23 protein-coding genes and 2 tRNA genes are annotated in these 24,593 nt (G+C 43.5%); 23 read left to right on the forward strand and 2 right to left on the reverse strand.

Translation table 11 applies throughout. The annotated features are described in order from the left end of the window. Nucleotides 1-120: 120 nt before the first annotated feature. The 10 genes from L0M85_RS06770 (at nucleotide 121) to rsmA (ending at nucleotide 7,089) form a co-directional block, all read left to right on the forward strand. Complete coding sequence (locus tag L0M85_RS06770) at nucleotides 121-816, forward strand: type II CAAX endopeptidase family protein (protein WP_238656722.1); 696 nt, start codon at nucleotides 121-123, stop codon at nucleotides 814-816. A gap of 106 nt (nucleotides 817-922) precedes the next feature. After that, nucleotides 923-1,264: a ribonuclease P protein component gene (gene rnpA, locus L0M85_RS06775; protein WP_125329244.1), complete on the forward strand. Its 342-nt coding sequence runs from the start codon at nucleotides 923-925 to the stop codon at nucleotides 1,262-1,264. Between the two features lie 4 nt (nucleotides 1,265-1,268). After that, nucleotides 1,269-2,084 carry a YidC/Oxa1 family membrane protein insertase gene (locus tag L0M85_RS06780; protein ID WP_048789959.1) on the forward strand — a complete coding sequence of 272 codons (816 nt, stop codon included), beginning with the start codon at nucleotides 1,269-1,271 and terminating at the stop codon, nucleotides 2,082-2,084. Nucleotides 2,085-2,099: 15 nt separating this feature from the next. Continuing rightward, nucleotides 2,100-3,044, forward strand: coding sequence for an RNA-binding cell elongation regulator Jag/EloR (gene jag / locus L0M85_RS06785; protein WP_048789960.1), 945 nt, complete (start codon nucleotides 2,100-2,102; stop codon nucleotides 3,042-3,044). A gap of 85 nt (nucleotides 3,045-3,129) precedes the next feature. Beyond that, nucleotides 3,130-3,774 carry a hypothetical protein gene (locus L0M85_RS06790; protein ID WP_048690875.1) on the forward strand — a complete coding sequence of 215 codons (645 nt, stop codon included), beginning with the start codon at nucleotides 3,130-3,132 and terminating at the stop codon, nucleotides 3,772-3,774. A gap of 146 nt (nucleotides 3,775-3,920) precedes the next feature. After that, nucleotides 3,921-4,055 carry a 50S ribosomal protein L34 gene (gene rpmH / locus L0M85_RS06795; protein ID WP_003003086.1) on the forward strand — a complete coding sequence of 45 codons (135 nt, stop codon included), beginning with the start codon at nucleotides 3,921-3,923 and terminating at the stop codon, nucleotides 4,053-4,055. A 121-nt stretch (nucleotides 4,056-4,176) separates the two neighbouring features. Next, nucleotides 4,177-4,947: a TatD family hydrolase gene (locus tag L0M85_RS06800; protein WP_048690873.1), complete on the forward strand. Its 771-nt coding sequence runs from the start codon at nucleotides 4,177-4,179 to the stop codon at nucleotides 4,945-4,947. Beyond that, nucleotides 4,919-5,503 carry a ribonuclease M5 gene (gene rnmV, locus L0M85_RS06805; protein ID WP_238656745.1) on the forward strand — a complete coding sequence of 195 codons (585 nt, stop codon included), beginning with the start codon at nucleotides 4,919-4,921 and terminating at the stop codon, nucleotides 5,501-5,503. Before L0M85_RS06800 ends, rnmV begins: the two co-directional genes overlap by 29 nt. A 20-nt stretch (nucleotides 5,504-5,523) precedes the next feature. Further along, the gene (locus tag L0M85_RS06810) at nucleotides 5,524-6,150 is read left to right on the forward strand and encodes a DUF2185 domain-containing protein (protein ID WP_238656723.1); all 627 of its coding nucleotides are present in this window, start codon (nucleotides 5,524-5,526) and stop codon (nucleotides 6,148-6,150) included. 63 nt (nucleotides 6,151-6,213) lie between these two features. Next, nucleotides 6,214-7,089 (forward strand): 16S rRNA (adenine(1518)-N(6)/adenine(1519)-N(6))-dimethyltransferase RsmA, encoded by an 876-nt coding sequence (gene rsmA, locus L0M85_RS06815; protein WP_238656724.1) that lies wholly within the window; start codon nucleotides 6,214-6,216, stop codon nucleotides 7,087-7,089. A 46-nt stretch (nucleotides 7,090-7,135) separates the two neighbouring features. On the opposite strand, the gene L0M85_RS06820 is transcribed toward rsmA, so the two are convergent. Then, nucleotides 7,136-7,225: transfer RNA gene (locus L0M85_RS06820), tRNA-Ser, on the reverse strand. 4 nt (nucleotides 7,226-7,229) lie between these two features. Continuing rightward, a tRNA-Leu gene (locus L0M85_RS06825) sits at nucleotides 7,230-7,312 on the reverse strand. Nucleotides 7,313-7,493: 181 nt separating this feature from the next. Here L0M85_RS06825 and rsgA point away from each other — a divergent pair. From rsgA to L0M85_RS06890, 13 genes are all read left to right on the forward strand, one after another. Next, nucleotides 7,494-8,372 carry a ribosome small subunit-dependent GTPase A gene (gene rsgA / locus L0M85_RS06830; RefSeq protein ID WP_238656725.1) on the forward strand — a complete coding sequence of 293 codons (879 nt, stop codon included), beginning with the start codon at nucleotides 7,494-7,496 and terminating at the stop codon, nucleotides 8,370-8,372. Between the two features lie 15 nt (nucleotides 8,373-8,387). Next, nucleotides 8,388-9,047 (forward strand): ribulose-phosphate 3-epimerase, encoded by a 660-nt coding sequence (gene rpe, locus L0M85_RS06835; protein WP_238656726.1) that lies wholly within the window; start codon nucleotides 8,388-8,390, stop codon nucleotides 9,045-9,047. Further along, nucleotides 9,007-9,672: a thiamine diphosphokinase gene (locus tag L0M85_RS06840; protein WP_238656727.1), complete on the forward strand. Its 666-nt coding sequence runs from the start codon at nucleotides 9,007-9,009 to the stop codon at nucleotides 9,670-9,672. Before rpe ends, L0M85_RS06840 begins: the two co-directional genes overlap by 41 nt. A 1-nt stretch (nucleotide 9,673) precedes the next feature. Continuing rightward, the gene (gene rmuC, locus L0M85_RS06845; RefSeq protein WP_238656728.1) at nucleotides 9,674-10,930 is read left to right on the forward strand and encodes a DNA recombination protein RmuC; all 1,257 of its coding nucleotides are present in this window, start codon (nucleotides 9,674-9,676) and stop codon (nucleotides 10,928-10,930) included. Then, nucleotides 10,917-11,867, forward strand: a complete 951-nt coding sequence (locus L0M85_RS06850) for a 3'-5' exoribonuclease YhaM family protein (protein WP_238656729.1) — start codon at nucleotides 10,917-10,919, stop codon at nucleotides 11,865-11,867. Before rmuC ends, L0M85_RS06850 begins: the two co-directional genes overlap by 14 nt. 131 nt (nucleotides 11,868-11,998) lie before the next feature. Continuing rightward, entirely contained in the window at nucleotides 11,999-12,823 is an 825-nt protein-coding gene (gene purR, locus L0M85_RS06855) for a pur operon repressor (protein ID WP_125329232.1), read from the forward strand. Nucleotides 12,824-12,844: 21 nt separating this feature from the next. Next, complete coding sequence (locus tag L0M85_RS06860) at nucleotides 12,845-13,381, forward strand: hypothetical protein (protein WP_048690856.1); 537 nt, start codon at nucleotides 12,845-12,847, stop codon at nucleotides 13,379-13,381. 216 nt (nucleotides 13,382-13,597) lie between these two features. Next, the gene (rpsL, locus tag L0M85_RS06865; RefSeq protein WP_001142332.1) at nucleotides 13,598-14,011 is read left to right on the forward strand and encodes a 30S ribosomal protein S12; all 414 of its coding nucleotides are present in this window, start codon (nucleotides 13,598-13,600) and stop codon (nucleotides 14,009-14,011) included. Nucleotides 14,012-14,030: 19 nt separating this feature from the next. Then, nucleotides 14,031-14,501 (forward strand): 30S ribosomal protein S7, encoded by a 471-nt coding sequence (rpsG, locus tag L0M85_RS06870; RefSeq protein WP_003003105.1) that lies wholly within the window; start codon nucleotides 14,031-14,033, stop codon nucleotides 14,499-14,501. Between the two features lie 265 nt (nucleotides 14,502-14,766). Further along, nucleotides 14,767-16,848, forward strand: a complete 2,082-nt coding sequence (gene fusA / locus L0M85_RS06875; protein ID WP_048690854.1) for an elongation factor G — start codon at nucleotides 14,767-14,769, stop codon at nucleotides 16,846-16,848. Nucleotides 16,849-17,102: 254 nt separating this feature from the next. Further along, nucleotides 17,103-18,113, forward strand: a complete 1,011-nt coding sequence (gene gap, locus L0M85_RS06880; protein WP_006595530.1) for a type I glyceraldehyde-3-phosphate dehydrogenase — start codon at nucleotides 17,103-17,105, stop codon at nucleotides 18,111-18,113. A gap of 233 nt (nucleotides 18,114-18,346) precedes the next feature. After that, on the forward strand, nucleotides 18,347-23,164 hold the full coding sequence (locus L0M85_RS06885) for a bacterial Ig-like domain-containing protein (protein ID WP_238656730.1): 4,818 nt from the start codon (nucleotides 18,347-18,349) through the stop codon (nucleotides 23,162-23,164). Nucleotides 23,165-23,375: 211 nt separating this feature from the next. After that, complete coding sequence (locus L0M85_RS06890; protein ID WP_125334983.1) at nucleotides 23,376-24,575, forward strand: phosphoglycerate kinase; 1,200 nt, start codon at nucleotides 23,376-23,378, stop codon at nucleotides 24,573-24,575. The last annotated feature ends 18 nt before the right edge of the window (nucleotides 24,576-24,593 follow it).

Genomic DNA, 24,593 nt, shown 5'->3' on the forward strand with positions numbered 1-24,593 from the left:
ATAGAAATTAGAGGTCAGAGACGGTTGCCTCGACCTTTTTGGGTTCACTTTCTAATTGAATCCTAGGAATGATTATGGTAAGATGCAATAAATCATTTTTAATCCCCTTGAAAGGAATGTATGAAATTTTTAAAGACAAAGGCCAAGCTCTTTTATCCACTTTTACTACTAGTTTTTTATATCTTAGTTCGGCCACAATTTCGCGAGTTAGCCCAGCTAGTCAGCAACCAAGTCGGCCAAGCTCTTAGCTATTTTTGGACCCTTCTCTTTTTAGAGGCAGGTTATTTGATGCTTGTTTTTTCATTTGTAAAGAAATACAGTCCACGTACCGTTTTTCAGTGGGCGAAGAAGAAAAAATTCCTTCCCGCTATCTACGCTGCTATATTCTCCAGTTGTGCCATCTACTGGCTAGATTACTTTCTCAGTGGGTTCACCAAAGGACGTCTAGCTATTTATCACTTTTTTCCGGTGACCTTGGAAGCCTTAGGATCTCTCATACTCTTTGTCTTAGTGGTCATCATTCGACCGATGACCGTGGAATTAATCTTCCGTGGAGCGCTTGTCCAAGCCTATTTTAAAAAATGTCCCTTCTACGCGAGTGTATGGGCCCCAGCCCTTATCTATAGTGGACTTCAATTCCTTCACCATCCCTTTACTGTTTTGAGTTTTTTGATCTATACCATCCCCGCCCTTATTTTTGGATTATTGAATGAAAAGACGAGCTCATTGTATTATCCTATCCTTGCTCATATCGGCTTGAACTTCATTTATAGCTTACCCATCATCTTATCAACCATCCAGCATCTCTTCTCCTAGCCGTTTTGACGGCACTGGAGGAGGCTTTAAACCAAGAGCCAGAAGGTCGTTGGTTTTTTTTGAAATTATGGTATAATAGAATAAATTTAAAAGAGGGAGTGGGAGTTTGAGAAAAAGCTATCGTGTCAAGCGAGAAAAAGATTTCAATGCCATTTTTAAAAGTGGTATGAATTGTGCGAATAGAAAATTTGTGATCTACCGTTTGTCGCAAGAGCAGCCCCATTTCCGTGTCGGCTTATCCGTGAGTAAAAAATTAGGAAATGCTGTGACACGCAACCGAATCAAGCGCTTGATTCGTCATGTTTTAATGAAGCACCAGGATCATCTTGTAGCAGATGATTTTGTTGTGATTGCTCGAAAGGGAGTTGAAGAACTGGATTTTGATCAGGTCGAAAAAAATCTAGTCCATGTATTAAAATTAGCGCAAGTCTATCGTCAGGAAAGGTAATTACGTGAAAAAGAAACTAAAAGTAGCTAGCTTACTCGGAGGGGCCCTCCTATTATTAACAGCCTGTGGAACGTCTGAAGTGACTTCCCAATCATCAGGAGTTTGGGAAAAATTCGTTTACTTCTTTGCAGAAGTCATCCGTTTTCTTTCTATTGGAGGCAACATCGGAGTCGGGATTATCCTCTTCACTCTCTTGATTCGGACCATTCTTTTGCCAGTTTTCCAATACCAAATGACCTCCTCGCGCAAAATGCAGGAGATTCAGCCACTAGTGAAAGAAATCCAGGCCAAGTACCCTGGGAAGGATTTGGAAAGCCGCACTCGCATGTCAGAAGAAATGCGGGAACTCTATAAAGAAAAAGGCGTCAAGACTTCCTCTGCCTTCTTGCCATTGTTTATTCAAATGCCAGTCTTGATGGCCTTGTTCCAAGCTTTGAGTCGGGTAGAATTCCTAAAAGTCGGTCATTTTCTTTGGTTGGATATGAGCGCAACAGACCCAACCTTTATTTTGCCAGTTTTGGCAGCCGTCTTCACCTTCTTTAGCACCTGGTTGAGCAACAAAGCCATGCCAGAAAAAAATGGTGGAATGACAGCCATGATGTATGCAATGCCCGTGATGATTTTCTTCTTCGCTATGTACTCAGCCAGCGGGGTTGCTCTCTACTGGGTGGTTTCCAATGCTTACCAAGTTGGGCAAACTTACCTATTGAACAATCCATTTAAGATTATTGCGGCGCGTGAAGCAGAGCAACAGGCAATCAAAGATATAGAAAAACAAAAACGACGTGCATTTAACAAAGCACAGAAAAAGAAAAACTAAGAAGGAGTTTGACAGATGGTCCAATATAAAGGAGTCAATGTTGAAGAAGCCATTCAAAATGGTTTGAAAGAATTAGATATCCCGCGCATGAAAGCACATATTACTGTCGTTTCTCGTGAAAAGAAAGGGTTCCTCGGTCTCTTTGGTAAGAAGCCAGCTGTGGTAGACATCGAACCAATTGCAGAAACTACAGTGACAAAAGCCAATCAACAAGCTGTTAAGGGAGTTCCTGAGGAAATTAATGCTCAAAACGAACCTGTCAAGAGTGTCAGTGAAGAGACTGTTGATTTGGGTCGCGTGGTAGCAGCGATTAAAAAAGTTGAAGAAGAAGGACAAGAAGTTTCTGAAGAAGTGAAGGCTGAGATTCTCAAACATGAGAAGGCTCCTGAAACCATTCTTGAAGAACAAGGTCATGGAGAGATTCTCGATTCAAGTCTTAACGAAGCTGAGATCCGCCAAACGTCTGATTTTGCTGACTTGGGCATTGAAGTAGAAGAAAGCTATGACATTGAAAAGGTTGTTTCTGATGTCACTGCCTATGTTCAAACCGTTATTGATGAAATGGATGTCGAAGCTAGCATCTCAAGCAGCTACAACCGTCGCACCATCAATATGCAGATTGATACCAATGAGCCAGGCCGTGTCATTGGCTACCACGGGAAAGTTCTCAAGGCCCTTCAATTGTTGGCACAGAACTACCTTTACAATCAGTATTCTAAGAATTTCTACATTGCGATCAACGTTAATGATTATGTTGAACACCGTGCAGAAGTCCTTCAAAGCTATGCGCAAAAATTGGCAAGTCGTGCTCTAGAAGAAGGTCGAGCGCAACATACAGACCCAATGTCTAATAGCGAACGCAAGATCATCCACCGCATCGTATCGAAAATGGATGGAGTCACCAGCTATTCTGAAGGAGAAGAACCAAATCGTTACGTTGTCGTCGATATTGAAGGTTAATCTGCCATCAAAAAAGGAAGATGCTAAAGGGAGAGAGGGGTGTAAGCTTGCTCTCTCCTTTTCTGTCTGAGAAAGGAAAACTAGAATGTATAGTAAGATAAGAGACTTTTTGAATTATCAGGGGATCAAGTACCTGGCTCCTGCTAAAGCTGGTGAGGATGCAGAGCGAATGGTAGAGTATCGCGAGTTAGGGCAAGAAGCTCGGCAGGAATTCACCCACTTGGTCAGCGATTTTCAGAAGCTCTTTCCGCATTTAAAACAAGATCGGACCAGTCAGTGGATGAATCAAGCTCAAATTCTTCGCCCTCATTTTTGGGCTTATCTCCAAGGAGAGGGAGAGATAACGGATCCGATGTTTGCCTTGCGACTTTATGGAGATGCGAAGGACTTTGGTGTGTCACTGGAAGTAAGTTTTATCGAACGCAAGAAGGATGAGGAGAGTCTACAAAAGCAGAACCGCGTTTTAACTCTTCCGGTTTCTTCGCCAGTCTATTACTTCGCCCAAATAGAAGGTGTCAGTCAACGATTCCAAGGGACAGAAGCCAATCGCCAGAGACTTCTCAAAGGTGTGGAAACTGGCCAGGTCCGAAAGGTCTTGGTAAAAGTCGATGTCAATCTATCGCAAGCGACGAGTCGAGATGCCATTCTTGAGGAATTAAAAAAAGGAATGGCTAGCTTGCTTCCTTACTATGAAGCGACTCGTCAAAGGATAGAAGGAGATGCCCAATAAAAGCGGTATCATTGAACCTGCCCCAACAAATTTTTCATAGCTATTGACAAACAGACGTGAATCAGATAGAATAGTAAAGTATGTTTAGTAACTGATCACATTATAGCCGGCTAAACGAATACAAAATCTATGAGGAGGTATTCATCGTGAAACGTACTTATCAACCAAGTAAACTTCGTCGTGCGCGCAAACATGGTTTCCGTCACCGTATGGCAACTAAAAACGGTCGTCGCGTATTGGCAGCTCGTCGTCGTAAAGGACGCAAAGTTTTGGCTGCGTAATTCAGATAAAAAACTAAAAACCAGTAGAAACTCGAGACTACTGGTTTTTGTTTTGCCAAAAGTGTATTCAGCTAGGCTTTCTGTTATAATAGAATGAGAAAAATCGTAGAAAAGGATCCATATGCAGATTTTTGATACTCATACTCACCTCAACGTTGAAGAGTTTGCAGGGAGAGAAAAAGAGGAATTAGAACTAGCTAAAGAGCTGGGAGTCCATGCCCACAATGTTGTTGGCTTTGACAAACCAACCATCGAACGAGCAATAGCCTTGGCCGACCAGTACCCGGAAGTTTATCTTACCCTGGGTTGGCATCCCACTGAGGCGGGCGACTATAGTCCTGAAGTAGAGGCTTATTTACTTGAACAGTTGAAACATCCTAAAGTCGTCGCCCTAGGAGAAATCGGTCTCGATTACCACTGGATGACGGCACCAAAAGACGTTCAAGAAAAGGTTTTTCGCCGTCAGATCCAACTGTCTAAGGACTTGGACTTGCCTTTTGTAGTGCATACGCGTGATGCTCTCGAAGATACCTACGCCATTATCAAGAGTGAAGGAGTGGGCCCGCGCGGTGGCATCATGCATTCTTTCTCCGGTAGTCTTGAAGAAGCCAAACGTTTCATGGATCTGGGAATGATGATTTCCTTCTCTGGAGTGGTGACGTTTAAGAAGGCGACAGATGTCCAAGAAGCGGCAGCTGGCCTTCCGCTTGATAAGATATTGGTTGAGACAGATGCCCCTTATCTGGCACCAGTTCCTAAGCGGGGCCGGGAAAATAAAACAGCCTACACCCGCTATGTAGTGGATCATATTGCAACACTACGTGGCTTGACAACAGAAGAAGTAGCTCAAGCCACCTATGACAATGCGAGAAAGGTATTTGGCCTTGACTGAGAAAAGAAAAATACCAGAAGTGATTGTTGTTGAAGGCAAGGATGATACGGCCAATCTGAAACGCTATTATGAGGTGGATACCTATGAGACACGTGGATCCGCCATTAATCATGATGACCTAGAACGAATTGCCACCTTGCAGGAGTTGCGTGGAGTCATAGTTTTTACGGATCCGGATTACAATGGGGAGCGCATTCGTAAGATCATCATGCAAGAAATTCCGCAGGCCAAGCATGCCTTTTTAAATCGTGGCGAAGCAGTACCCAAATCAAAAACCAAGGGCCGTTCCTTGGGAGTCGAGCATGCCAGCTTTGAAGACTTGGAAAAAGCCCTTGCTGGACTGGTGGGCTCCTATAAAGATGAGCATTTCTTTGATATTACCAAATCAGATCTGATGCGACTCGGTCTGCTGATGGGCAGTGACAGTCGCAAACGACGGGAATATCTAGGAGAAGCCTTGCGCATCGGCTACTGCAATGGCAAACAACTGCTCAATCGCTTGGAGTTGTTTGGAATTTGTTTAGCGCAAGTCGAAGAAACGATGGCCAGTTATTAAAAAAGAGATAGAGGTGGAAGATGGGATTGTTCGACCTGTTTACAGATAAGAAAAAAGTGATAGGATTTTCTTTGGAGAATGTTCACGCAGAACATCAAAAGAATCCACGGCATTTTTTGATTCCAAGTCAAGAAGAAATCAACCAATTGAAGCTTGGGGACCAGGTTCGCCTCATCTTTGTGCTGGATACAGTCTTGGAGAATGGGTGTCGAGGAGAGCGTATGTGGGTCGAACTCACTGAAATCCGCGATGGGAAGTTCAAAGGATGTTTAACCAATCAACCGGCTTATATTACCACCATCCAGCTTGGAGATGAGCTGGAATTTGCCCAGGAACATATCGCCAGTCTGATGGTTCCTCCGCTGAATCTTGATACGCAAAAAGGGGCCATGATTACCAAGGATTGCTTCCTACGACGTGAGATTAATTGGGCGATTCACGATGTCCCTCATCATTCACAAGATAGTGGTTGGCAGTTCTTTACAGGTTATGAGTCCCAGGAAGACTTGGACGATCCGTCTAAGATTACCATCATCAGTCTTGAAGACGCCTTGGAAATGGAGCCCTTGTTGGAAACCGTCTTAGATAAGAACGGGGAAGCTTATGTTTACCAAGCGGAGCAGAATGCCTTTGTAGAAGACTGTTAGACTGGCCTGCGGAGAAAAAAGAGAGAGTATGTCTCACACTAAACGGATTAGAAAAGAGAAAAAATGAGAATTGCAGATTATAGCGTGACCAAGGCAGTGCTAGAGCGTCACGGTTTTACCTTTAAAAAATCCTTCGGTCAGAACTTCTTGACCGATACCAATATCCTTCAAAAGATTGTCGATACGGCTGAGATTGATAAAACAGTCAATGTCATCGAAATTGGTCCCGGAATTGGAGCTTTGACGGAGTTTTTGGCAGAAAATGCCGCAGAAGTCATGGCCTTTGAGATTGATGACCGCTTGGTGCCTATCTTAGCGGATACCTTGCGTGATTTTGACAATGTCACGGTTGTCAACCAAGACATCCTCAAGGTAGACCTCAACCAGTACATCGCAGAGTTCAAAAATCCAGAGCTTCCGATCAAGGTAGTGGCTAATCTTCCTTACTACATCACGACTCCCATCCTTATGCACTTGATCGAATCCAAGATTCCTTTCCAAGAATTTGTGGTTATGATGCAAAAAGAGGTGGCAGACCGTATTTCAGCCGAACCTAATACCAAAGCTTACGGGTCTTTGTCCATTGCAGTCCAATACTATATGACCGCTAAAGTAGCCTTTATCGTGCCTCGCACCGTCTTTGTGCCAGCGCCAAACGTCGATTCTGCCATCCTCAAGATGGTGCGTCGCCCAGAACCAGCAGTGGCAGTCAAGGATGAAGATTTCTTCTTCTCTGTCAGCAAGGCTAGCTTTGTCCACCGCCGCAAGACTCTATGGAACAACTTGACCAGTCGCTTTGGCAAGACTGAGGAAATCAAAGCCAAACTGGAAGGAGGGATTCAAGCTGCGGGCCTGCAACCTTCTGTACGAGGAGAAGCCCTCAGCTTAGAAGACTTCGCCCGCCTAGCGGATGGCCTTCTAGAAGCAGGAATGAATTAATAGAAAAGACATGAGATATGAATCTCATGTCTTTTTGAATGATGGAAGGAAAGGACAGGATTTTTAACCCGCGCATGAAGAAAATCCACTTGCCGGATTTCGAGTCCGGTGCCGTACCGAGCTGAGCCACCTTTCCAAGATGCGGAGAAAGGGATTTGAACCCTCACGCCCGAAGGGGCACATGCGCCTGAAGCATGCGTGTCTGCCGTTCCACCACCTCCGCATAGTTCTATTATACTCTTTTTAAAAGAAATGCCAAGAAAAAATAGTAACAGAATTTATATAGTGATTCTGTACTGACTATTAAGGTGATATAAAATTCTATTATATAGGAATTTAAGGTTCGCAAGCGCTATCGTATATTTTTTGATATAATGGTAGTATTAACTTTAAAGGAGTGCTAGTTGCAAGGAACGATTGTTAAAGCCTTGGCCGGTTTTTATTATGTGGAGTGCGAGGGAGAAATTTACCAAACACGCGCCCGAGGAAATTTCCGGAAAAAGGGACAAACTCCCTACGTTGGAGATAAGGTAGAATTTTCAGCCGAAGAAAATTCGGAAGGCTATATTTTAAAAATATTCCCAAGAAAGAATAGCTTAGTCCGTCCACCGATTGTGAATATAGATCAGGCTGTCGTTATCATGTCTGCCAAAGAGCCAGATTTTAATGTTAATTTATTGGACCGCTTTTTAGTCCTCTTGGAACAAAAAGTGATTCATCCGATTGTCTATATTTCAAAGATGGACTTACTAGAAGATCCAGCTGAGATGCTTCCTTTCCAGGAAGTCTATCGCAAAATGGGCTATGACTTTGTCACTGACAAGGAAGAGCTCTTACCTCTCTTGAAAGATCAGGTGACGGTCTTTATGGGCCAAACAGGAGTGGGGAAATCAACCCTCTTGAATACCTTGGCTCCGGAGTTGGAACTAGAGACAGGAGAGATCTCTGATAGTCTTGGACGAGGTCGCCATACGACGCGAGCCGTCAGCTTTTATGATCTCAATGGTGGCAAGATTGCGGATACCCCTGGTTTCTCCTCTTTAGATTATGAAGTCGACAATGCAGAAGATCTGAATCATGCTTTTCCAGACATCGCCAAGGTAAGCCGGGATTGCAAGTTCCGTACTTGTACCCACACACATGAACCATCCTGTGCCGTCAAGCCCGCTGTTGAGGAAGGGATCATAGCTTCCTTCCGCTATGAGAATTACTTACAGTTTTTGAGCGAGATCGAAAATAGGCGTGAAACCTATAAAAAAGTATCGAAAAAATTACCCAAATAAGGAGACCTGTATAATATGAAAACAAACAAATTAGCCCCTTCTATTTTAAGTGCAGATTATGCAAATTTTGAAAGCGAATTGAAGAAATTAGAAGCATCTGGTGCGGAATACGCTCACATCGATGTGATGGACGGCCACTTTGTGCCTAATATCAGCTTTGGTGCTGGTGTAGTTGCTAGTATGCGTCCTCACAGCAAACTAGTTTTTGACTGCCACTTGATGGTTACCAATCCTGAGCAACATATCGAAGAGTTTGCGCGGGCCGGAGCAGATATCATTAGCATTCACGTCGAAGCGACTCCACACATCCATGGTGCCCTTCAAAAAATTCGTTTGGCAGGGGTGAAACCAAGTGTGGTCATCAATCCAGGAACCCCTGTTGAAAGTATCCAACACATCTTGAACTTGGTAGACCAAGTACTTGTCATGACTGTCAACCCAGGATTTGGTGGGCAAGCCTTCCTTCCAGAAACTATGGATAAGATTCGTCAGTTGGTTCAATTGCGTGAAGAGAAAGGCTTGGATTTCGATATTGAAGTCGATGGGGGAATCGATGATAAGACGATTCGCGCTGCGAAAGAAGCAGGGGCAAACGTCTTTGTAGCAGGTTCCTATGTGTTTAATGGAGATGTGAATGAACGAGTTCAAACCCTTCGAGCAGCCATCCAAGACTAAGGTTGCGATTGTAGCTGGAGGCCGAGTGGAAACCATTCCGCTAGACTTGGATGTTTATGTCGGGGTGGATGCAGGCTGCCTTTTCCTATTAGAGCAAAGATTGGAACTATCTTTAGCAGTTGGGGATTTTGACTCTGTCGAGCCAGAAGAATTCCAGAGTATTCAATCTGCGGCTCACGAATTACGGACTTCGGTAGCAGAAAAAAATGATACGGATCTGGAATTGGCGATTAAGGAAGTGTTAGAACGTTGGCCTCAAGCGGAAATTCGAATTTTTGGAGCCTTTGGTGGTCGCCTGGATCACCACTTGGCCAGCGTTTTTTTGCCCAGCGATCCAGAAATTGCACCCTTTATGTCGCAACTTTACTTGATGGACCAACAAAATTATCTCTGCTATCGTCCAGCAGGCCGCCATACCATTCTGCCTATAGCAGGCTATACCTATGTAGCTTTTATGCCAGTTGAGGGAGCTTCCTTCCAGATTGAAGGAGCCAAGTATCCCCTAAATCAGACCAATTATTTTAAAAAGGCTATTTATGGTTCCAACGAGTTTATCAATCAGCCGATTACCTTAACCGTTGATCGAGGCTATGCCCTTATCATTTATAGCAAGGATGGGAAATAAGATGGAATTAATCCTTTTTGTATTAGGAGTGGGAAATCTTGTCTTGCTCTTCTTGCTCTACCAGCAACGGACAGCTGATAACAAACAGGTCCGTGACTTACTGGAGGACCAAGAAGATCATCTTTCGGATCAGCTGGATTACCGATTTGAAAGAGAGCGACAAGCTCAGCAAATCACTGGCCAGCAGATAGAGATGGCGATCAGTGACCGTCTTATGGAATTACGGACAGAAATGCATCAGCAAACGACTGCTTTACGAGCAGAACTTGCTGAGAACTTCACTAAAAACCGAGACAAAACGGATGAGCGGATGCAACAGATTCAAGCTTCCAATGATTTACGGTTGGAGCAGATGCGTCAAACGGTCGAAGAAAAGTTGGAAAAAACCTTGCATAGTCGTCTCCAAACCTCCTTTGAGACGGTCTCCAAACAATTGGAGTCGGTCAATAAAGGTCTTGGGGAAATGCAGACGGTCGCTAGAGATGTGGGAAGTCTCAATAAGGTCCTCTCCAATACCAAAACCCGTGGGATTATGGGAGAACTCCAACTCGGTCAGATCATCGAAGATATCCTAACTCCCGCCCAATACGAGAGAGAGTTTGTAACAGTTCCCCATTCCAGCGAACGCGTCGAGTATGCCATCAAGATGCCTGGTCAGGTCAGAGGGGAATACGTCTATCTGCCAATCGACTCTAAGTTTCCTCTGGACGGTTATTACCGACTGGAAGAAGCCTATGAAAGTGGGGAGAAAGAGGAGATTGAGCGTTGTCGCAAGCTCCTATTGGCTAGTATCAAACAATTTGCCAAGGACATTCATCAAAAATACCTCTATCCGCCTGCCACTACTAATTTTGGGATTCTCTTTTTACCGACGGAAGGGCTCTATTCAGAAGTGGTCCGCGATCCAGCCTTCTTTGATCGCCTCCGAAGAGAGGAGCAGATCGTCGTCGCGGGTCCAAGCACGCTTTCGGCCTTGTTAAATTCCCTATCGGTTGGATTTAAGACCCTGAATATTCAACGAAGTGCGGATGATATTAGCAAGGTGCTTGCATCCGTCAAGACGGAGTTCCAAAAATTTGGAGGCGTTTTAGAAAAGACCCAACGGCAGTTGAAGCATGCCTCTGGCAACATTGATGACCTCTTAAACCGAAGAACAAATGCTATCGAGCGCACACTCCGCCAAATTGAAACGTCAGAGGATTTAGATATGGCAAGCCTATTGAATTTAGAAGATGGAGAAGATGATGGTCAAAATTAATCAAATGAAAAAAGACGAATTGTTTGAAGGCTTCTACCTCATTAAGTCGGTAGATCTTCGTCAGACACGTGCTGGAAAGAATTATCTTGCCTTTGTCTTCCAAGATGAGACAGGCACAATCGAAGGAAAATTGTGGGATGCTCAGCCACATAATGTGGAGCAATTTCAGGCTGGGCGTGTGGTTTATATGAGTGGCCGTCGGGAGGTCTACAACAATACGCCTCAGGTCAATCAGTTAACCTTGCGGTTGCCTCAAAGTGGGGAGCCGTCGAATCCAGCAGACTTTAAGGAAAAACCTCCGGTAAATCCAGTCGATTTGAAAGATTACCTGTCGGGGATGATTTTCAAAATAGAAAATCCAGTTTGGCAACGTGTGGTGCGGGCGCTATACAGCAAGTATGACAAAGAGTTCTACTCTTATCCTGCGGCCAAAACCAACCACCATGCTTTTGAGACAGGCTTAGCTTATCACACAGCCACTATGGTTCGTTTGGCTGAGAGCATCTCTCAGGTGTATCCTCAATTAAACCAGAGTCTCCTCTATGCGGGTATCATGCTTCATGATCTTGCCAAGGTACTGGAGCTATCAGGGCCTGAAAATACAGAGTATACAGTTCGAGGGAACCTCATCGGGCACATCGCTCTAATCGATGAAGAAATTACCAAGGTCTTACAAGAGTTAAAGATTGACGATCAAAAAGAAGATGTGATTGTGTTGCGCCATGTGATTTTGAGTCACCATGGTCTACTAGAATATGGTAGTCCGGTTCGTCCAAAAATCATGGAAGCCGAGATCATCCATATGATTGATAACCTAGATGCAGAAATGATGATGATGACTTCTGCCTTAGCTTTAGTAGGTCCTGGTGAAATGACCAATAAGATTTTTGCCTTGGACAATCGCTCCTTCTATAAGCCAAATTTAAAAGATTCGTAATGAACTGGCCTTAAATAAGCTGCTCTTAGTTTGTTAGTAAAAAAACCAAAAACGAATGTTGTGAGACTAACAATGTTCGTTTTTTGGTATAATATGGTATAATACAATAAAAAAAACTATGTGGAGAGAAAATGAAGCTAAGAAGAAGTGAGCGGATGGTTGTGATCTCGAATTACTTGATTAATCATCCCTACGAATTGACGAGTTTAAATACATTTGCCGAAAAATACGAATCTGCCAAATCATCTATTTCTGAGGACATTGTCATTATTAAACGGGCCTTTGAAGAAATGGAGATTGGAAGCATTGAAACTCTTACTGGTGCAGGTGGAGGGGTCATCTTTACACCATCGATTTCGGATGCAGATTCAAAAGAAATTGTCCAAAATTTGTGCAATCAATTGTCAGAAAGTAACCGGATTTTACCAGGTGGATATATCTACCTTTCGGATTTGCTAAGTGATCCAAAAATCTTAAATAATATCGGACGCATTATTGCCAAGGCCTTCCGAGATCAAAAAATCGATGCAGTCATGACGGTGGCCACTAAGGGTGTTCCATTAGCAAACGCGGTAGCGAATGTCTTAAATGTTCCTTTTGTCATTGTACGACGCGATCTAAAAATTACAGAAGGCTCAACGGTCAGTGTCAACTACGTATCTGGTTCCAGTGGCGATCGGATTGAGAAAATGTTCCTATCTAAACGTAGTTTGAAAGCTGGAAGCCGTGTTCTGATTGTCGATGACTTCCTTAAAGGAGGGGGAACTATCAGTGGGATGGTCAGCCTCTTAGCTGAGTTCGATTCAGAGTTGGCAGGAGTTGCTATTTTTGCGGACAATGCTTCGGCTAGAAGTAAAGATTTATTTGATCACAAGTCACTTCTACGTGTGACCAATATTGATGTAGCAGAAAATAAAATTGATGTAGAAGTCGGAAATATTTTTGATAAGGACTAAGCTGGAGAGGGAGAAAGGAAAATGAAAACAATTTTAGACCGTTTTGATCGTAGTCCCCTATGGCTTCGATTGGCAACGATATTCATCTTGACAGGAGTTCTTGTCGGTGGGCTTTATACGGTTCGTAAAAATTCTGCAGACCAAGTTACAGTAGTGAAGCGAGAAACCAAAAAAACAGGTTCTCTTCCTATTAAGAAGAAAGATCCTAAAAAAGCCAAAGAAGAAGAGGAAGCGAAAATCGCTGAAGCGGCTGAAAAAGCAGTTGCTCATTTTGAAACGACTGCAACTCAAGAAACCTTAACCGCTGCCAAAGAGGCCGTAGAAAAAGTGAAGGACGAAACCAAAAAACAGGCCTTTCAAGCTCGTATTCAGTACATTGTAGACTATTACGGAATGCAAACCAACCAGAATACTCAATCAACTGATACGAATCAAGCTAGCCAAACAGGTCAACCTCAGCAAGTCGTTCCAGCAGAAGTCCCTCAGTATCAGTCCAATGAGGTTCCTCAGGTTTCGAATGCTACCACACCAGCTGTAACGCAACAATCTGAACAATAATCTAGCGCGATTTTAAGAAGAAGCAATCGTGCAAAAAAGAGAAAAAAATCTTGACAGTGAAAGTGCCGCTATGTTACAATAATAGACGGTACTTTTTACTTTTGGTCTCTCAAGAGTGTACAGGGACGTGCTGACAAATGTTGCAAAAGTACACACAGATGGTAGCTGTCACCAAGTGTATCATCACCAAAAATAAAAAAATACAGGAGAATGTAGATGCCTACAATTAACCAATTGGTTCGCAAACCGCGTAAATCAAAAGTAGAAAAATCTAAATCACCAGCTTTGAACGTTGGTTACAACAGTCATAAAAAAGTTCAAACAAACGTTTCTTCACCACAAAAACGTGGTGTTGCAACTCGTGTTGGAACAATGACACCTAAAAAACCGAACTCTGCCCTTCGTAAATTCGCTCGTGTACGTTTGAGCAACTTAATCGAAGTTACTGCCTACATCCCAGGTATCGGACACAACTTGCAAGAGCACAGCGTGGTGCTTCTTCGCGGTGGACGTGTAAAAGACCTTCCAGGGGTACGTTACCATATCGTCCGTGGTGCACTTGATACTGCAGGTGTTAACGATCGTAAACAAGGCCGTTCTAAATACGGTACTAAACGTCCAAAAGCATAAGGAAAGGGGATAAAGAGAAATGAGTCGTAAAAATAGAGCTCCAAAGCGCGATGTATTGCCAGATCCGCTTTACAATTCACAACTAGTTACTCGTCTTATCAACCGCGTTATGCTTGATGGTAAACGTGGTACAGCAGCTTCAATCGTTTACGGTGCTTTTGAGCAAATCAAAGAAGCTACTGGAAATGACGCGCTTGAAGTATTTGAAACAGCAATGGAAAACATCATGCCTGTACTTGAAGTACGTGCACGTCGTGTTGGTGGATCTAACTACCAAGTCCCAGTTGAAGTTCGTCCAGAACGTCGTACAACACTTGGTCTTCGTTGGTTGGTAACCATCGCTCGTCAACGTGGTGAGCACACAATGGTTGACCGCCTTGCTAAAGAAATCTTGGATGCTGCAAACAACACTGGTGCAGCTGTTAAGAAACGTGAAGACACTCACCGTATGGCTGAAGCTAACCGTGCCTTCGCACACTTCCGCTGGTAAGATTAAGATACCAAGAGCGCAAAAGGCCCAAGGCAAAAATAGGAAACTGATACAGTGTTCCATGAACACAAGGCAGTTTATCTTTTTTGCGCCGGGCCTCGCTCGGGTTCAAATCGGCTAACTAACTTTAGCCTGGGTTCAATTGAGCTCAAATCAGCTAAACCAAACAGAATAAACAATGAGAACGGGTAGGTCCTGCCTATCCGTTTTTGTTAAATCATGTTATAATAGTATAGAAATAAAAAATATAGGAGAACAAAACCTCATGGCACGCGAATTTTCACTTGAAAAAACTCGTAATATCGGTATCATGGCCCACGTCGATGCTGGTAAAACAACTACAACTGAGCGTATCCTTTACTACACTGGTAAGATTCACAAAATCGGTGAAACTCACGAAGGTGCGTCACAAATGGACTGGATGGAGCAAGAGCAAGAACGTGGTATCACCATCACATCTGCTGCGACAACCGCTCAATGGAAAGACACTCGTGTTAACATCATCGACACACCAGGACACGTGGACTTCACGATCGAAGTACAACGTTCACTCCGTGTTTTGGACGGTGCTGTAACGGTTCTTGACTCACAATCAGGTGTTGAGCCTCAAACAGAAACAGTTTGGCGTCAAGCGACTGAATACCGTGTTCCTCGTATCGTATTTGCGAACAAGATGGATAAAATCGGTGCTGACTTCCTTTACTCAGTAAGCACACTTCATGATCGTCTTCAAGCAAACGCACACCCAATTCAATTGCCAATCGGTTCAGAAGATGACTTCCGTGGAATCATCGACTTGATCAAGATGAAAGCTGAAATCTACACCAACGACCTTGGTACAGACATTCTTGAAGAAGATATCCCAGCTGAATACCTTGACCAAGCTCAAGAATACCGTGAAAAATTGGTTGAAGCAGTTGCTGAAACTGATGAAGACTTGATGATGAAATACCTTGAAGGTGAAGAAATCACTAACGAAGAATTGAAAGCTGCTATCCGTAAAGCAACTATCAATGTTGAATTCTTCCCAGTATTGTGTGGTTCTGCCTTCAAGAACAAAGGGGTTCAATTGATGTTGGATGCAGTCCTTGACTACCTTCCAAGCCCACTTGATATCCCAGCGATTAAAGGTATCAACCCAGATACAGACGAACAAGAAGAACGTCCAGCATCTGATGAAGCACCATTTGCTGCGCTTGCCTTCAAGATCATGACTGACCCATTCGTAGGTCGTTTGACATTCTTCCGTGTGTACTCAGGTGTCTTGAACTCTGGATCTTACGTATTGAACACATCTAAAGGTAAACGTGAACGTATCGGACGTATCCTTCAAATGCACGCCAACACTCGTATGGAAATCGAAACAGTTTACTCTGGAGATATCGCAGCTGCTGTTGGTTTGAAAGATACAACAACTGGTGACTCATTGACTGATGAGAAAGCAAAAGTTATCCTTGAGTCAATCGAAGTTCCAGAACCAGTTATCCAATTGATGGTTGAGCCAAAATCTAAAGCAGACCAAGATAAGATGGGTATTGCCCTTCAAAAATTGGCTGAAGAAGATCCAACATTCCGCGTTGAAACAAACCCTGAAACTGGTGAAACAGTTATCTCTGGTATGGGTGAGTTGCACTTGGATGTCCTTGTTGACCGTATGAAACGTGAATTCAAGGTTGAAGCAAACGTTGGTGCTCCTCAAGTATCTTACCGTGAAACATTCCGCGCTTCTACACAAGCACGTGGATTCTTCAAACGTCAATCTGGTGGTAAAGGTCAGTTTGGTGATGTTTGGATCGAATTTACTCCAAACGAAGAAGGTAAAGGATTCGAGTTCGAAAATGCGATCGTCGGTGGTGTGGTTCCACGTGAATTCATCCCTGCAGTAGAAAAAGGACTTCAAGAATCTATGGCTAACGGTGTACTTGCTGGCTACCCAATGGTTGACGTAAAAGCGAAGCTTTACGATGGATCATACCACGATGTCGACTCATCTGAAACTGCCTTCAAGATCGCTGCATCTCTTGCTCTTAAAGAAGCAGCTAAATCAGCACAACCAGCTATTCTTGAACCAATGATGCTTGTAACTATCACAGTTCCTGAAGAAAACCTTGGGGATGTTATGGGTCACGTAACTGCTCGTCGTGGACGTGTAGACGGTATGGAAGCACACGGTGCAAGCCAAATCGTTCGTGCTTATGTACCACTTGCTGAAATGTTCGGTTACGCTACTGTCCTTCGTTCTGCAACTCAAGGACGTGGTACTTTCATGATGGTATTTGACCACTACGAAGATGTACCGAAATCAGTACAAGAAGAAATCATTAAAAAAGCTAAAGGTGAAGCATAATTTTACCGTCTAGCTAAAAGCTTTCCTCCTATGAGGAAAGCTTTTTTGATTCGAAAAGAGCTTTAGACCTCTTCCTCATAAGAGATAGTGAAAATGAATATGAAAGTTTGTGTAATATTTCTAATCCTAATGAAATCAGTTGCATTTTAGGGGAAGAAAGTATATAATAATATTGTTGAAAGATGATTTGTAACCTATCAAGTTACTCTTTTCACATAAAAAATTTTTTGATTTTCATAAGGAGGAAATCACGAATGGTAGTTAAAGTTGGTATTAACGGTTTCGGTCGTATCGGTCGTCTTGCTTTCCGTCGTATCCAAAACGTAGAAGGTGTTGAAGTTACTCGCATCAACGACCTTACAGATCCAGTTATGCTTGCACACTTGTTGAAATATGACACAACTCAAGGTCGTTTCGATGGTACTGTGGAAGTTAAAGAAGGTGGATTCGAAGTTAACGGTAAATTCGTTAAAGTTTCTGCTGAACGTGATCCAGAACAAATCGACTGGGCTAACGACGGTGTAGAAATCGTTCTTGAAGCAACTGGTTTCTTTGCTAAGAAAGAAGCTGCTGAAAAACACTTGCACCCAGGTGGAGCTAAGAAAGTTGTTATCACTGCTCCTGGTGGAAATGACGTTAAAACAGTTGTATTTAACACTAACCACGACATTCTTGATGGTACTGAAACAGTTATCTCTGGTGCTTCATGTACTACAAACTGCTTGGCTCCAATGGCTAAAGCTCTTCAAGATAACTTCGGTGTTGTAGAAGGATTGATGACTACTATCCACGCTTACACTGGTGACCAAATGATCCTTGACGGACCACACCGTGGTGGTGACCTTCGTCGTGCTCGCGCTGGTGCAGCTAACATCGTTCCTAACTCAACTGGTGCTGCTAAAGCTATCGGTCTTGTAATCCCAGAATTGAACGGTAAATTGGACGGATCTGCACAACGCGTTCCAACTCCAACTGGATCAGTTACTGAATTGGTTGCAGTTCTTGAAAAGAACGTTACTGTTGATGAAGTAAATGCAGCTATGAAAGCAGCAGCTAACGAATCATACGGTTACACAGAAGATCCAATCGTATCTTCAGATATCGTAGGTATGGCTTACGGTTCATTGTTTGACGCAACTCAAACTAAAGTTCTTGACGTTGACGGTAAACAATTGGTTAAAGTTGTTTCATGGTATGACAACGAAATGTCTTACACTGCACAACTTGTTCGTACTCTTGAATACTTCGCAAAAATTGCTAAATAATTCATCTGTATGATGAGAGGAGGGTAACCTCCTCTTTTTTTGTACTTTTTTTAGACCTTCCTCATCATATTATAGGACTTGCCAAAATGGATTGACAGTGTTAACTGGATTCGGTATCCTATTCTTGATTGGAGATTTCTAATACAAAGAAATGAAAGCGATTACAAGTCGTAGAGGAAGGAGCCAATGGAAATCGCTCAAGAAAAAGAAAAAATCCATTTGAGGAGGTCAAGATGAAAGGTCATCAATTTGAAAAACAACAACGTTTTAGTATCCGAAAGTTTAGTGTGGGAGTTTGTTCTGCATTGATTGGATTGGCATTTTTAGGAACGGGGGCAGTCTCAGCAGATGAGACGCATGCTACTAATGAACAACCCTTAGAAGCTTCCACAGCAAATACGGAAGATGTCAATCATTTGATTAGAGAAGCTGGCGTCTACACTGCAGATGCTGCCTTACCAACGACAGAAACAGCAAAACCAGTTGAGGAGGCAACTCCAGCTACGACAGAGGCTGGTCCTGCTAGCACAGAAGCTAGCCCGACGACGACAGATACTTCAGCCGTTTCAGCGACGGAACAACCAAAAGTAGCTGCAGAAAAAGTGGAAGATTTACCAACCAAAGAAAAACAATTAAGACCAAAAGAGGTTAAATTTGATACTTGGGATGATTTGTTGAAATGGGAACCTGGTAAACGAGTAGATGATGATTTGAACCGAGCAAGTGTTCCCCTTGCTAGCCGTTTTCAAGGGAAGCAAATCAACGAGCAAGCCAACCCAGAAGCAAAGATCCAAGCCCTTTCTAACATGAACTCAAAGGCTAAGGATCATGCTTCAGTCGGTGGGGAAGAGTTTAAGGCCTATGCTTTTGACTACTGGCAATATTTGGATTCTATGGTCTTTTGGGAAGGACTTGTCCCTTCAGCAGATGTGATTGATGCGGCTCACCGAAATGGGGTTCCCATCTACGGAACTCTCTTCTACAACTGGTCTAGTAGCATTAAGGATCAAGAGCGCTTTGCAGAAACCTTGAAAGAAGATAGTGAAGGCTCAAAAACCTTCCCGATTGCTCGGAAATTGGTTGATCTAGCCAAGTACTATGGTTTTGATGGCTACTTTATCAACCAAGAAACAACAGGGAACTTAGTAGAGCCTTTGGGGCCAAAATTAAGAGATTTCCTTCTTTATACCAAGGAATATGCGAAGAGCGTCAACTATCCGATCAAGTACTCTTGGTATGATGCCATGACCTATGAATATGGTCGCTACCATGAAAATGCACTGGGTGAATACAACTACAATTTCATGCAGCCTGAAAATGGCGAAAATCCAGTTGATACCTTCTTTGCCAACTTTAACTGGGGCAAATCAGAAGTTGATTATTCGATTAGTACAGCCAAATGGATTAACCGCAATCCTTATGATGTTTTAGCAGGACTGGAACTTCAAAAAGGAGGTTCTTATAAGACCAATGTAGACTGGAATGCGATTTTAGATGAGCATGGCAAGTTGCGTCTATCTCTTGGTCTCTATGCACCTGATACCATTACAGGTCTAGGAAAGACGGGAGAAGGTTACCATACCCATGAAGATTTATTCTGGACTGGATTCCAAGGAGATCCAACCAAAGGAAAACCAGCAGACCAATCTTGGTATGGAATGTCTAATTTGGTTGTGGACAAAACCCCAATCACAAATGCTGATTTTAATACTTCCTTCAATACTGGTCACGGCAAACATTGGTTTGTGGATGGCAAGATTTCTAAAGAAGGGGAGTGGAATTACCGATCCGTCTCTGGCTACCTTCCAACATGGCGTTGGTGGGTAGAACATAGTGAAGATAGTACGCCATTGAAAGGGCGTTATGATTTTGATCAAGCCTACAATGGAGGGAACTCTCTAGCCTTTGAAGGCGATCTGAAAGCCAATAGCAGTCAAAATGTTATGCTCTATTCGACCAAGATCCCCGTGACAGAAACGACCAAGTTGAGCGTCTCTCACAAGGGTGGGGTCGGTGCAGCTGCTTGGATAGCTGTTGCTACAAAAGAAGACTACTCCGAATATGTATGGAAAGAATTGACGCCAAGCGCAGATTGGTCAACTCAAACCTTCGATTTGGGAGACCTGGCTGGCAAGACCATTTATGCTGTTAAGATGTTCTTTGACCATGATACAGATGTCAAAGATTACAAGTTCAACCTCGGTCAATTGTCGATTACGTCGAACCAAGAAAAACCAGCTGCTCCTTCTGAAGTAACTGTGCAGGGCAAACGCCTACAAAATGCGCAAGAAGCAGAAGTAGTCCTCAATTTTAAAGGGGTAGCGGACGCAGATTATTATGAAGTCTATGAAAAAGATGGCGATAACTGGCGTCTCTTAACAGGGTCTTCTGCGACAACCGTCTATCTACCAAAAGTTAGCCGTTCAGCAAGTGCTGAAGGAACGACTCAGGACCTCAAGGTCGTTGCAGTTGGGAAGAACGGCCAACGTTCAGATGCAGGAACTGTAGCCTTTGATTGGGGTATGACAGTGTCAGATACCAGTCTTCCAAAAGCCCTAGCACCAAACGTGGTCATCGGAGCCAAAGTCATTGGTTCGAGCTTCCCAGATGCGGAGGGTAGTGAAGGCATCGAGGGGATGTTAAATGGTACCATTACAAGTCTGTCAGATAAATGGTCCTCTGCTCAATTGAGTGGAAGCGTCGATATTCGATTGACACAACCACGGACCATTGTTCGTTGGGTCATGGACCATGCCGGTGCGGGTGGAGAATCTGTCGACGATGGCAAGATGAATACCCGTGACTTCGACCTTTACTACAAGGATGAAGCGGGTGAATGGAAGCTTGCTAAGGAAGTTCGTGGCAATAAAGCCCATGTGTCCGACATTACACTCGACCATCCAATCAAGGCTCAAGAATGGCGTCTCCATGTCATTACGGCAGATAACGGAACTCCATGGCAAGCCATCCGGATTTACAACTGGAAGATGTATGAAAGTCTGGATACGGAAACGGTCAACATCCCGATGAAACATGCTGCAGCGCAAAACTTAGGCAATCATTTTGTCCAAGTCGGCTTCAAAGATGTTCCGGCCAATACCACACTGACTCTTTATGCCGATAAAGAAGCGACTAGCCCAATTGCGACCATGACAGCCGATCAAGCTGGAAATCTGATCTTTAAACCACTGGCTTTTGAATCAACCCCATCTCTTCTCTACTATCGTGCGCAAGAACCTGGCAAAGATATCAGTAATGTTTTAGCGATCGAAGTTCCAAAAAATGATAAAGAAATTGCGGGACTTCAATTTGAAGATGGTTTGACCAAGAAGGTTTACCGGGAAGGGGATGCTCTTTCCTTGAAAGGGGCGACTCTCCGTGTTCATTATAAAGATGGCCAAGCAGATCAACTGGTCAACCTCACCAACTCAGGTGTAGAGATTCATGGATTTGACAGTAGCAAGCTTGGAGAACAACACCTAGAAGTTTCTTACCTTGGTCAGAAATTGGATAAGACTCTCACTGTTTTTGTGGTCAGTGCAGAGGAAGCAGGTGAAAAAGTAGTTGCTGGTCTAGAATTGACCGACAAACCAAAAGTAGAATATATCGTCGGAGAAGCATTGGAAAAAGAAGGCGGACGCTTTACAGTTGTCTTTGATGATGAAACAACCGAAACGCACGCCTTGACCGATGAAGGTGTGGAAGTAACTGGCTTTGATGCGAGCAAGGAAGGCCGTCAAACCATCACTATCCATTACAAAGGAGCTAGCACAAGCTTTGATGTCCTCGTCAATCCAAAACCAGCTCTCAACGATGAATACCTCAAGCAAAAATTGGCTGAAGCTGAAGCCGCAAAAGCCAAAGTAGACTTTATATTTGCCAGTCCTGAAGTCAAAGAAGCCTTGTTGGCTGGAATGGCTGCTTCTGAAAAAGTCTTGAAAGAACATGATACCAGCACACAAGATCAAGTCAATGAGCAGTTGAACCAATTGACCGCTCTCTTGAAAGCCTTGGATGGACAAGCTAATCTAGTCAAAGAGAAAGAAGCTCTTTCTGCTCTGACAGAGGAAGCGACCGCCCTATTAGCAAGTAAGCCAAACCACCCTTCTGGTGACGCTTTACAGGCACTGGTTGAGAAAAATAAAGAACTCCTAGACTCTTCAGAGCTCACTCCTGAAGCGCTTGCAACCGCAAAAACAGGTCTAGAAACCTTGATTGCGCTCCTGAAAGAAGATAAGCCGGCTGTCTTTGTAGACCCTGTGACTGGAGTCGAAGTTCAATTCTCTAACTTGGAGACTACTGCTATTAAGGGACTAAAAGTCGCGAAAGTTGAAGCCAATCAGGCAGAAAAAGAAGAGCTGAAGGGACGAGAAGCGACTATCTTTGATATCGAAGGAGTCGATGCAAGTGGTAAGGATGTCGATACCCAGCATCCATCCCTTGTGAAAATCCCTGTGGATAAGGATAAAGAAGTAGAGCAAGTTCTCTTCTTCCCAGAAGGTCAAGCACCTCAATCTTTGGCCTTTGAGCGAGAAGGAGATACCGTTATCTTTACAGCTCCTCACTTTACCCACTATGCGATTGTCTATAAGGCAGCAAAAACGGAAGGACCAGATCAACCGATCCAACCAGAAGAACCTGCTAAACCTGATCAGCCTGTTCAACCAGAGGAGCCTACTAAACCGGATCAACCAGCGATACCAGATCAACCAGCGATACCAGATCAACCAATTCAGCCGGAGAATCCAACAAAACCAGAACAACCGGATGGCAATCAACCGACACCAGAACAAGTGAATCCGACGAAACCAACTGATCCATTGAATCAAAAGGAAAACGGATCAGACCTTCTGGATCAACGAGTTCAACAAGTTTTGAATCGCTATTTAACACCATCTAAAGAAGGAACTTCTCAACAAGATCAAGCTAACAAAGATACTGACAAGGAATTGCCAACAACGGCAAGTTTAGAGGCTACGTTTGCAGCAGAAGCTGTTCTCCTAGCAGCGCTTGGTGGCTTCCTCTTAGCTGGCAAGAAGAAAGAAGAGTAACTTTTTAAGCGTTTTGATACTGACTGAAAAGGTCATGATGAATCGTAAACCTCCTTTGTAAAAAACAAGGGAGGTTTTATGATGCGGATTCTAATCGAGGAGCAGGACTCCAGACTTGCTAATAAGAGGTAGAAATCCACTATTTTTCTACCTCTTTTACAGCTTTTGTGATATAATTATCATGTATTAAAAATAGAAGGAGTCATATCCAATGGCAAAATTGACTGTTAAAGACGTTGACTTGAAAGGGAAAAAAGTTCTCGTTCGTGTTGACTTCAACGTACCTGTAAAAGATGGCGTGATCACTAACGACAACCGTATCACTGCTGCTCTTCCAACAATCAAGTACATCCTTGAACAAGGTGGACGTGCAATCCTCTTCTCTCACCTTGGACGTGTGAAAGAAGAAGCAGACAAAGAAGGTAAATCACTTGCTCCTGTAGCGGCTGACTTGGCTGCTAAATTGGGTCAAGAAGTGAAATTTATCCCAGGTGTTACACGTGGTGCTGAATTGGAAGCAGCTGTTAACGCTCTTGAAGATGGACAAGTTCTCTTGGTTGAAAACACTCGTTTCGAAGATGTTGACGGCAAGAAAGAATCTAAAAACGATCCTGAACTTGGTAAATACTGGGCATCACTTGGAGATGGTATCTTCGTAAACGATGCATTCGGTACAGCTCACCGTGCACACGCATCTAACGTTGGTATCTCAGCAAACGTTGAAAAAGCAGTTGCTGGATTCCTTCTTGAAAACGAAATTGCCTACATCCAAGAAGCTGTTGAAGCTCCAGAACGTCCATTCGTGGCTATCCTTGGTGGTTCAAAAGTTTCAGACAAGATTGGTGTTATCGAAAACTTGCTTGAAAAAGCTGATAAAGTTCTTATCGGTGGTGGTATGACTTACACATTCTACAAAGCACAAGGTATCGAAATCGGTAACTCACTTGTAGAAGAAGACAAATTGGATGTTGCTAAATCTCTTCTTGAAAAAGCAAACGGCAAATTGATCTTGCCAGTTGACTCAAAAGAAGCAAATGCATTTGCTGACTACACTGAAGTGAAAGACACTGAAGGTGAAGCAGTAGACCCAGGATTCCTTGGTTTAGATATCGGTCCTAAATCTATCGCTAAATTTGACGAAGCTTTGACTGGTGCGAAAACAGTTGTATGGAACGGACCTATGGGTGTATTTGAAAACCCTGACTTCCAAGCTGGTACAATCGGTGTGATGGACGCTATCGTGAAACAACCAGGCGTTAAATCAATCATCGGTGGTGGTGACTCAGCTGCTGCAGCTATCAACCTTGGTCGCGCAGACAAGTTCTCATGGATCTCTACTGGTGGTGGAGCATCAATGGAACTTCTTGAAGGTAAAGTTCTTCCAGGACTTGCAGCATTAACTGAAAAATAAGACGGTTTCTCATGAACC

This window comes from Streptococcus sp. DFI.7.26, assembly GCF_022240605.1.
GTDB classification, from domain to species: Bacteria; Bacillota; Bacilli; order Lactobacillales; family Streptococcaceae; genus Streptococcus; species Streptococcus xiaochunlingii.

What these genes read in the sequence shown, in the direction of transcription:
- L0M85_RS06840 (WP_238656727.1), top strand. Translation starts at nt 9,007, where the DNA reads ATGAACGAGTTCAAACCCTTCGAGCAGCCATCCAAGACTAAGGTTGCG.
- rnmV (WP_238656745.1), top strand. Translation starts at nt 4,919, where the DNA reads ATGCGAGAAAGGTATTTGGCCTTGACTGAGAAAAGAAAAATACCAGAA.
- rmuC (WP_238656728.1), top strand. Translation starts at nt 9,674, where the DNA reads ATGGAATTAATCCTTTTTGTATTAGGAGTGGGAAATCTTGTCTTGCTC.
- L0M85_RS06790 (WP_048690875.1), top strand. Translation starts at nt 3,130, where the DNA reads ATGTATAGTAAGATAAGAGACTTTTTGAATTATCAGGGGATCAAGTAC.
- L0M85_RS06810 (WP_238656723.1), top strand. Translation starts at nt 5,524, where the DNA reads ATGGGATTGTTCGACCTGTTTACAGATAAGAAAAAAGTGATAGGATTT.
- rpsL (WP_001142332.1), top strand. Translation starts at nt 13,598, where the DNA reads ATGCCTACAATTAACCAATTGGTTCGCAAACCGCGTAAATCAAAAGTA.
- L0M85_RS06770 (WP_238656722.1), top strand. Translation starts at nt 121, where the DNA reads ATGAAATTTTTAAAGACAAAGGCCAAGCTCTTTTATCCACTTTTACTA.
- L0M85_RS06850 (WP_238656729.1), top strand. Translation starts at nt 10,917, where the DNA reads ATGGTCAAAATTAATCAAATGAAAAAAGACGAATTGTTTGAAGGCTTC.
- gap (WP_006595530.1), top strand. Translation starts at nt 17,103, where the DNA reads ATGGTAGTTAAAGTTGGTATTAACGGTTTCGGTCGTATCGGTCGTCTT.
- L0M85_RS06890 (WP_125334983.1), top strand. Translation starts at nt 23,376, where the DNA reads ATGGCAAAATTGACTGTTAAAGACGTTGACTTGAAAGGGAAAAAAGTT.
- rsmA (WP_238656724.1), top strand. Translation starts at nt 6,214, where the DNA reads ATGAGAATTGCAGATTATAGCGTGACCAAGGCAGTGCTAGAGCGTCAC.
- L0M85_RS06885 (WP_238656730.1), top strand. Translation starts at nt 18,347, where the DNA reads ATGAAAGGTCATCAATTTGAAAAACAACAACGTTTTAGTATCCGAAAG.
- L0M85_RS06800 (WP_048690873.1), top strand. Translation starts at nt 4,177, where the DNA reads ATGCAGATTTTTGATACTCATACTCACCTCAACGTTGAAGAGTTTGCA.
- rpsG (WP_003003105.1), top strand. Translation starts at nt 14,031, where the DNA reads ATGAGTCGTAAAAATAGAGCTCCAAAGCGCGATGTATTGCCAGATCCG.
- rpe (WP_238656726.1), top strand. Translation starts at nt 8,388, where the DNA reads ATGAAAACAAACAAATTAGCCCCTTCTATTTTAAGTGCAGATTATGCA.
- fusA (WP_048690854.1), top strand. Translation starts at nt 14,767, where the DNA reads ATGGCACGCGAATTTTCACTTGAAAAAACTCGTAATATCGGTATCATG.
- jag (WP_048789960.1), top strand. Translation starts at nt 2,100, where the DNA reads ATGGTCCAATATAAAGGAGTCAATGTTGAAGAAGCCATTCAAAATGGT.
- purR (WP_125329232.1), top strand. Translation starts at nt 11,999, where the DNA reads ATGAAGCTAAGAAGAAGTGAGCGGATGGTTGTGATCTCGAATTACTTG.
- L0M85_RS06860 (WP_048690856.1), top strand. Translation starts at nt 12,845, where the DNA reads ATGAAAACAATTTTAGACCGTTTTGATCGTAGTCCCCTATGGCTTCGA.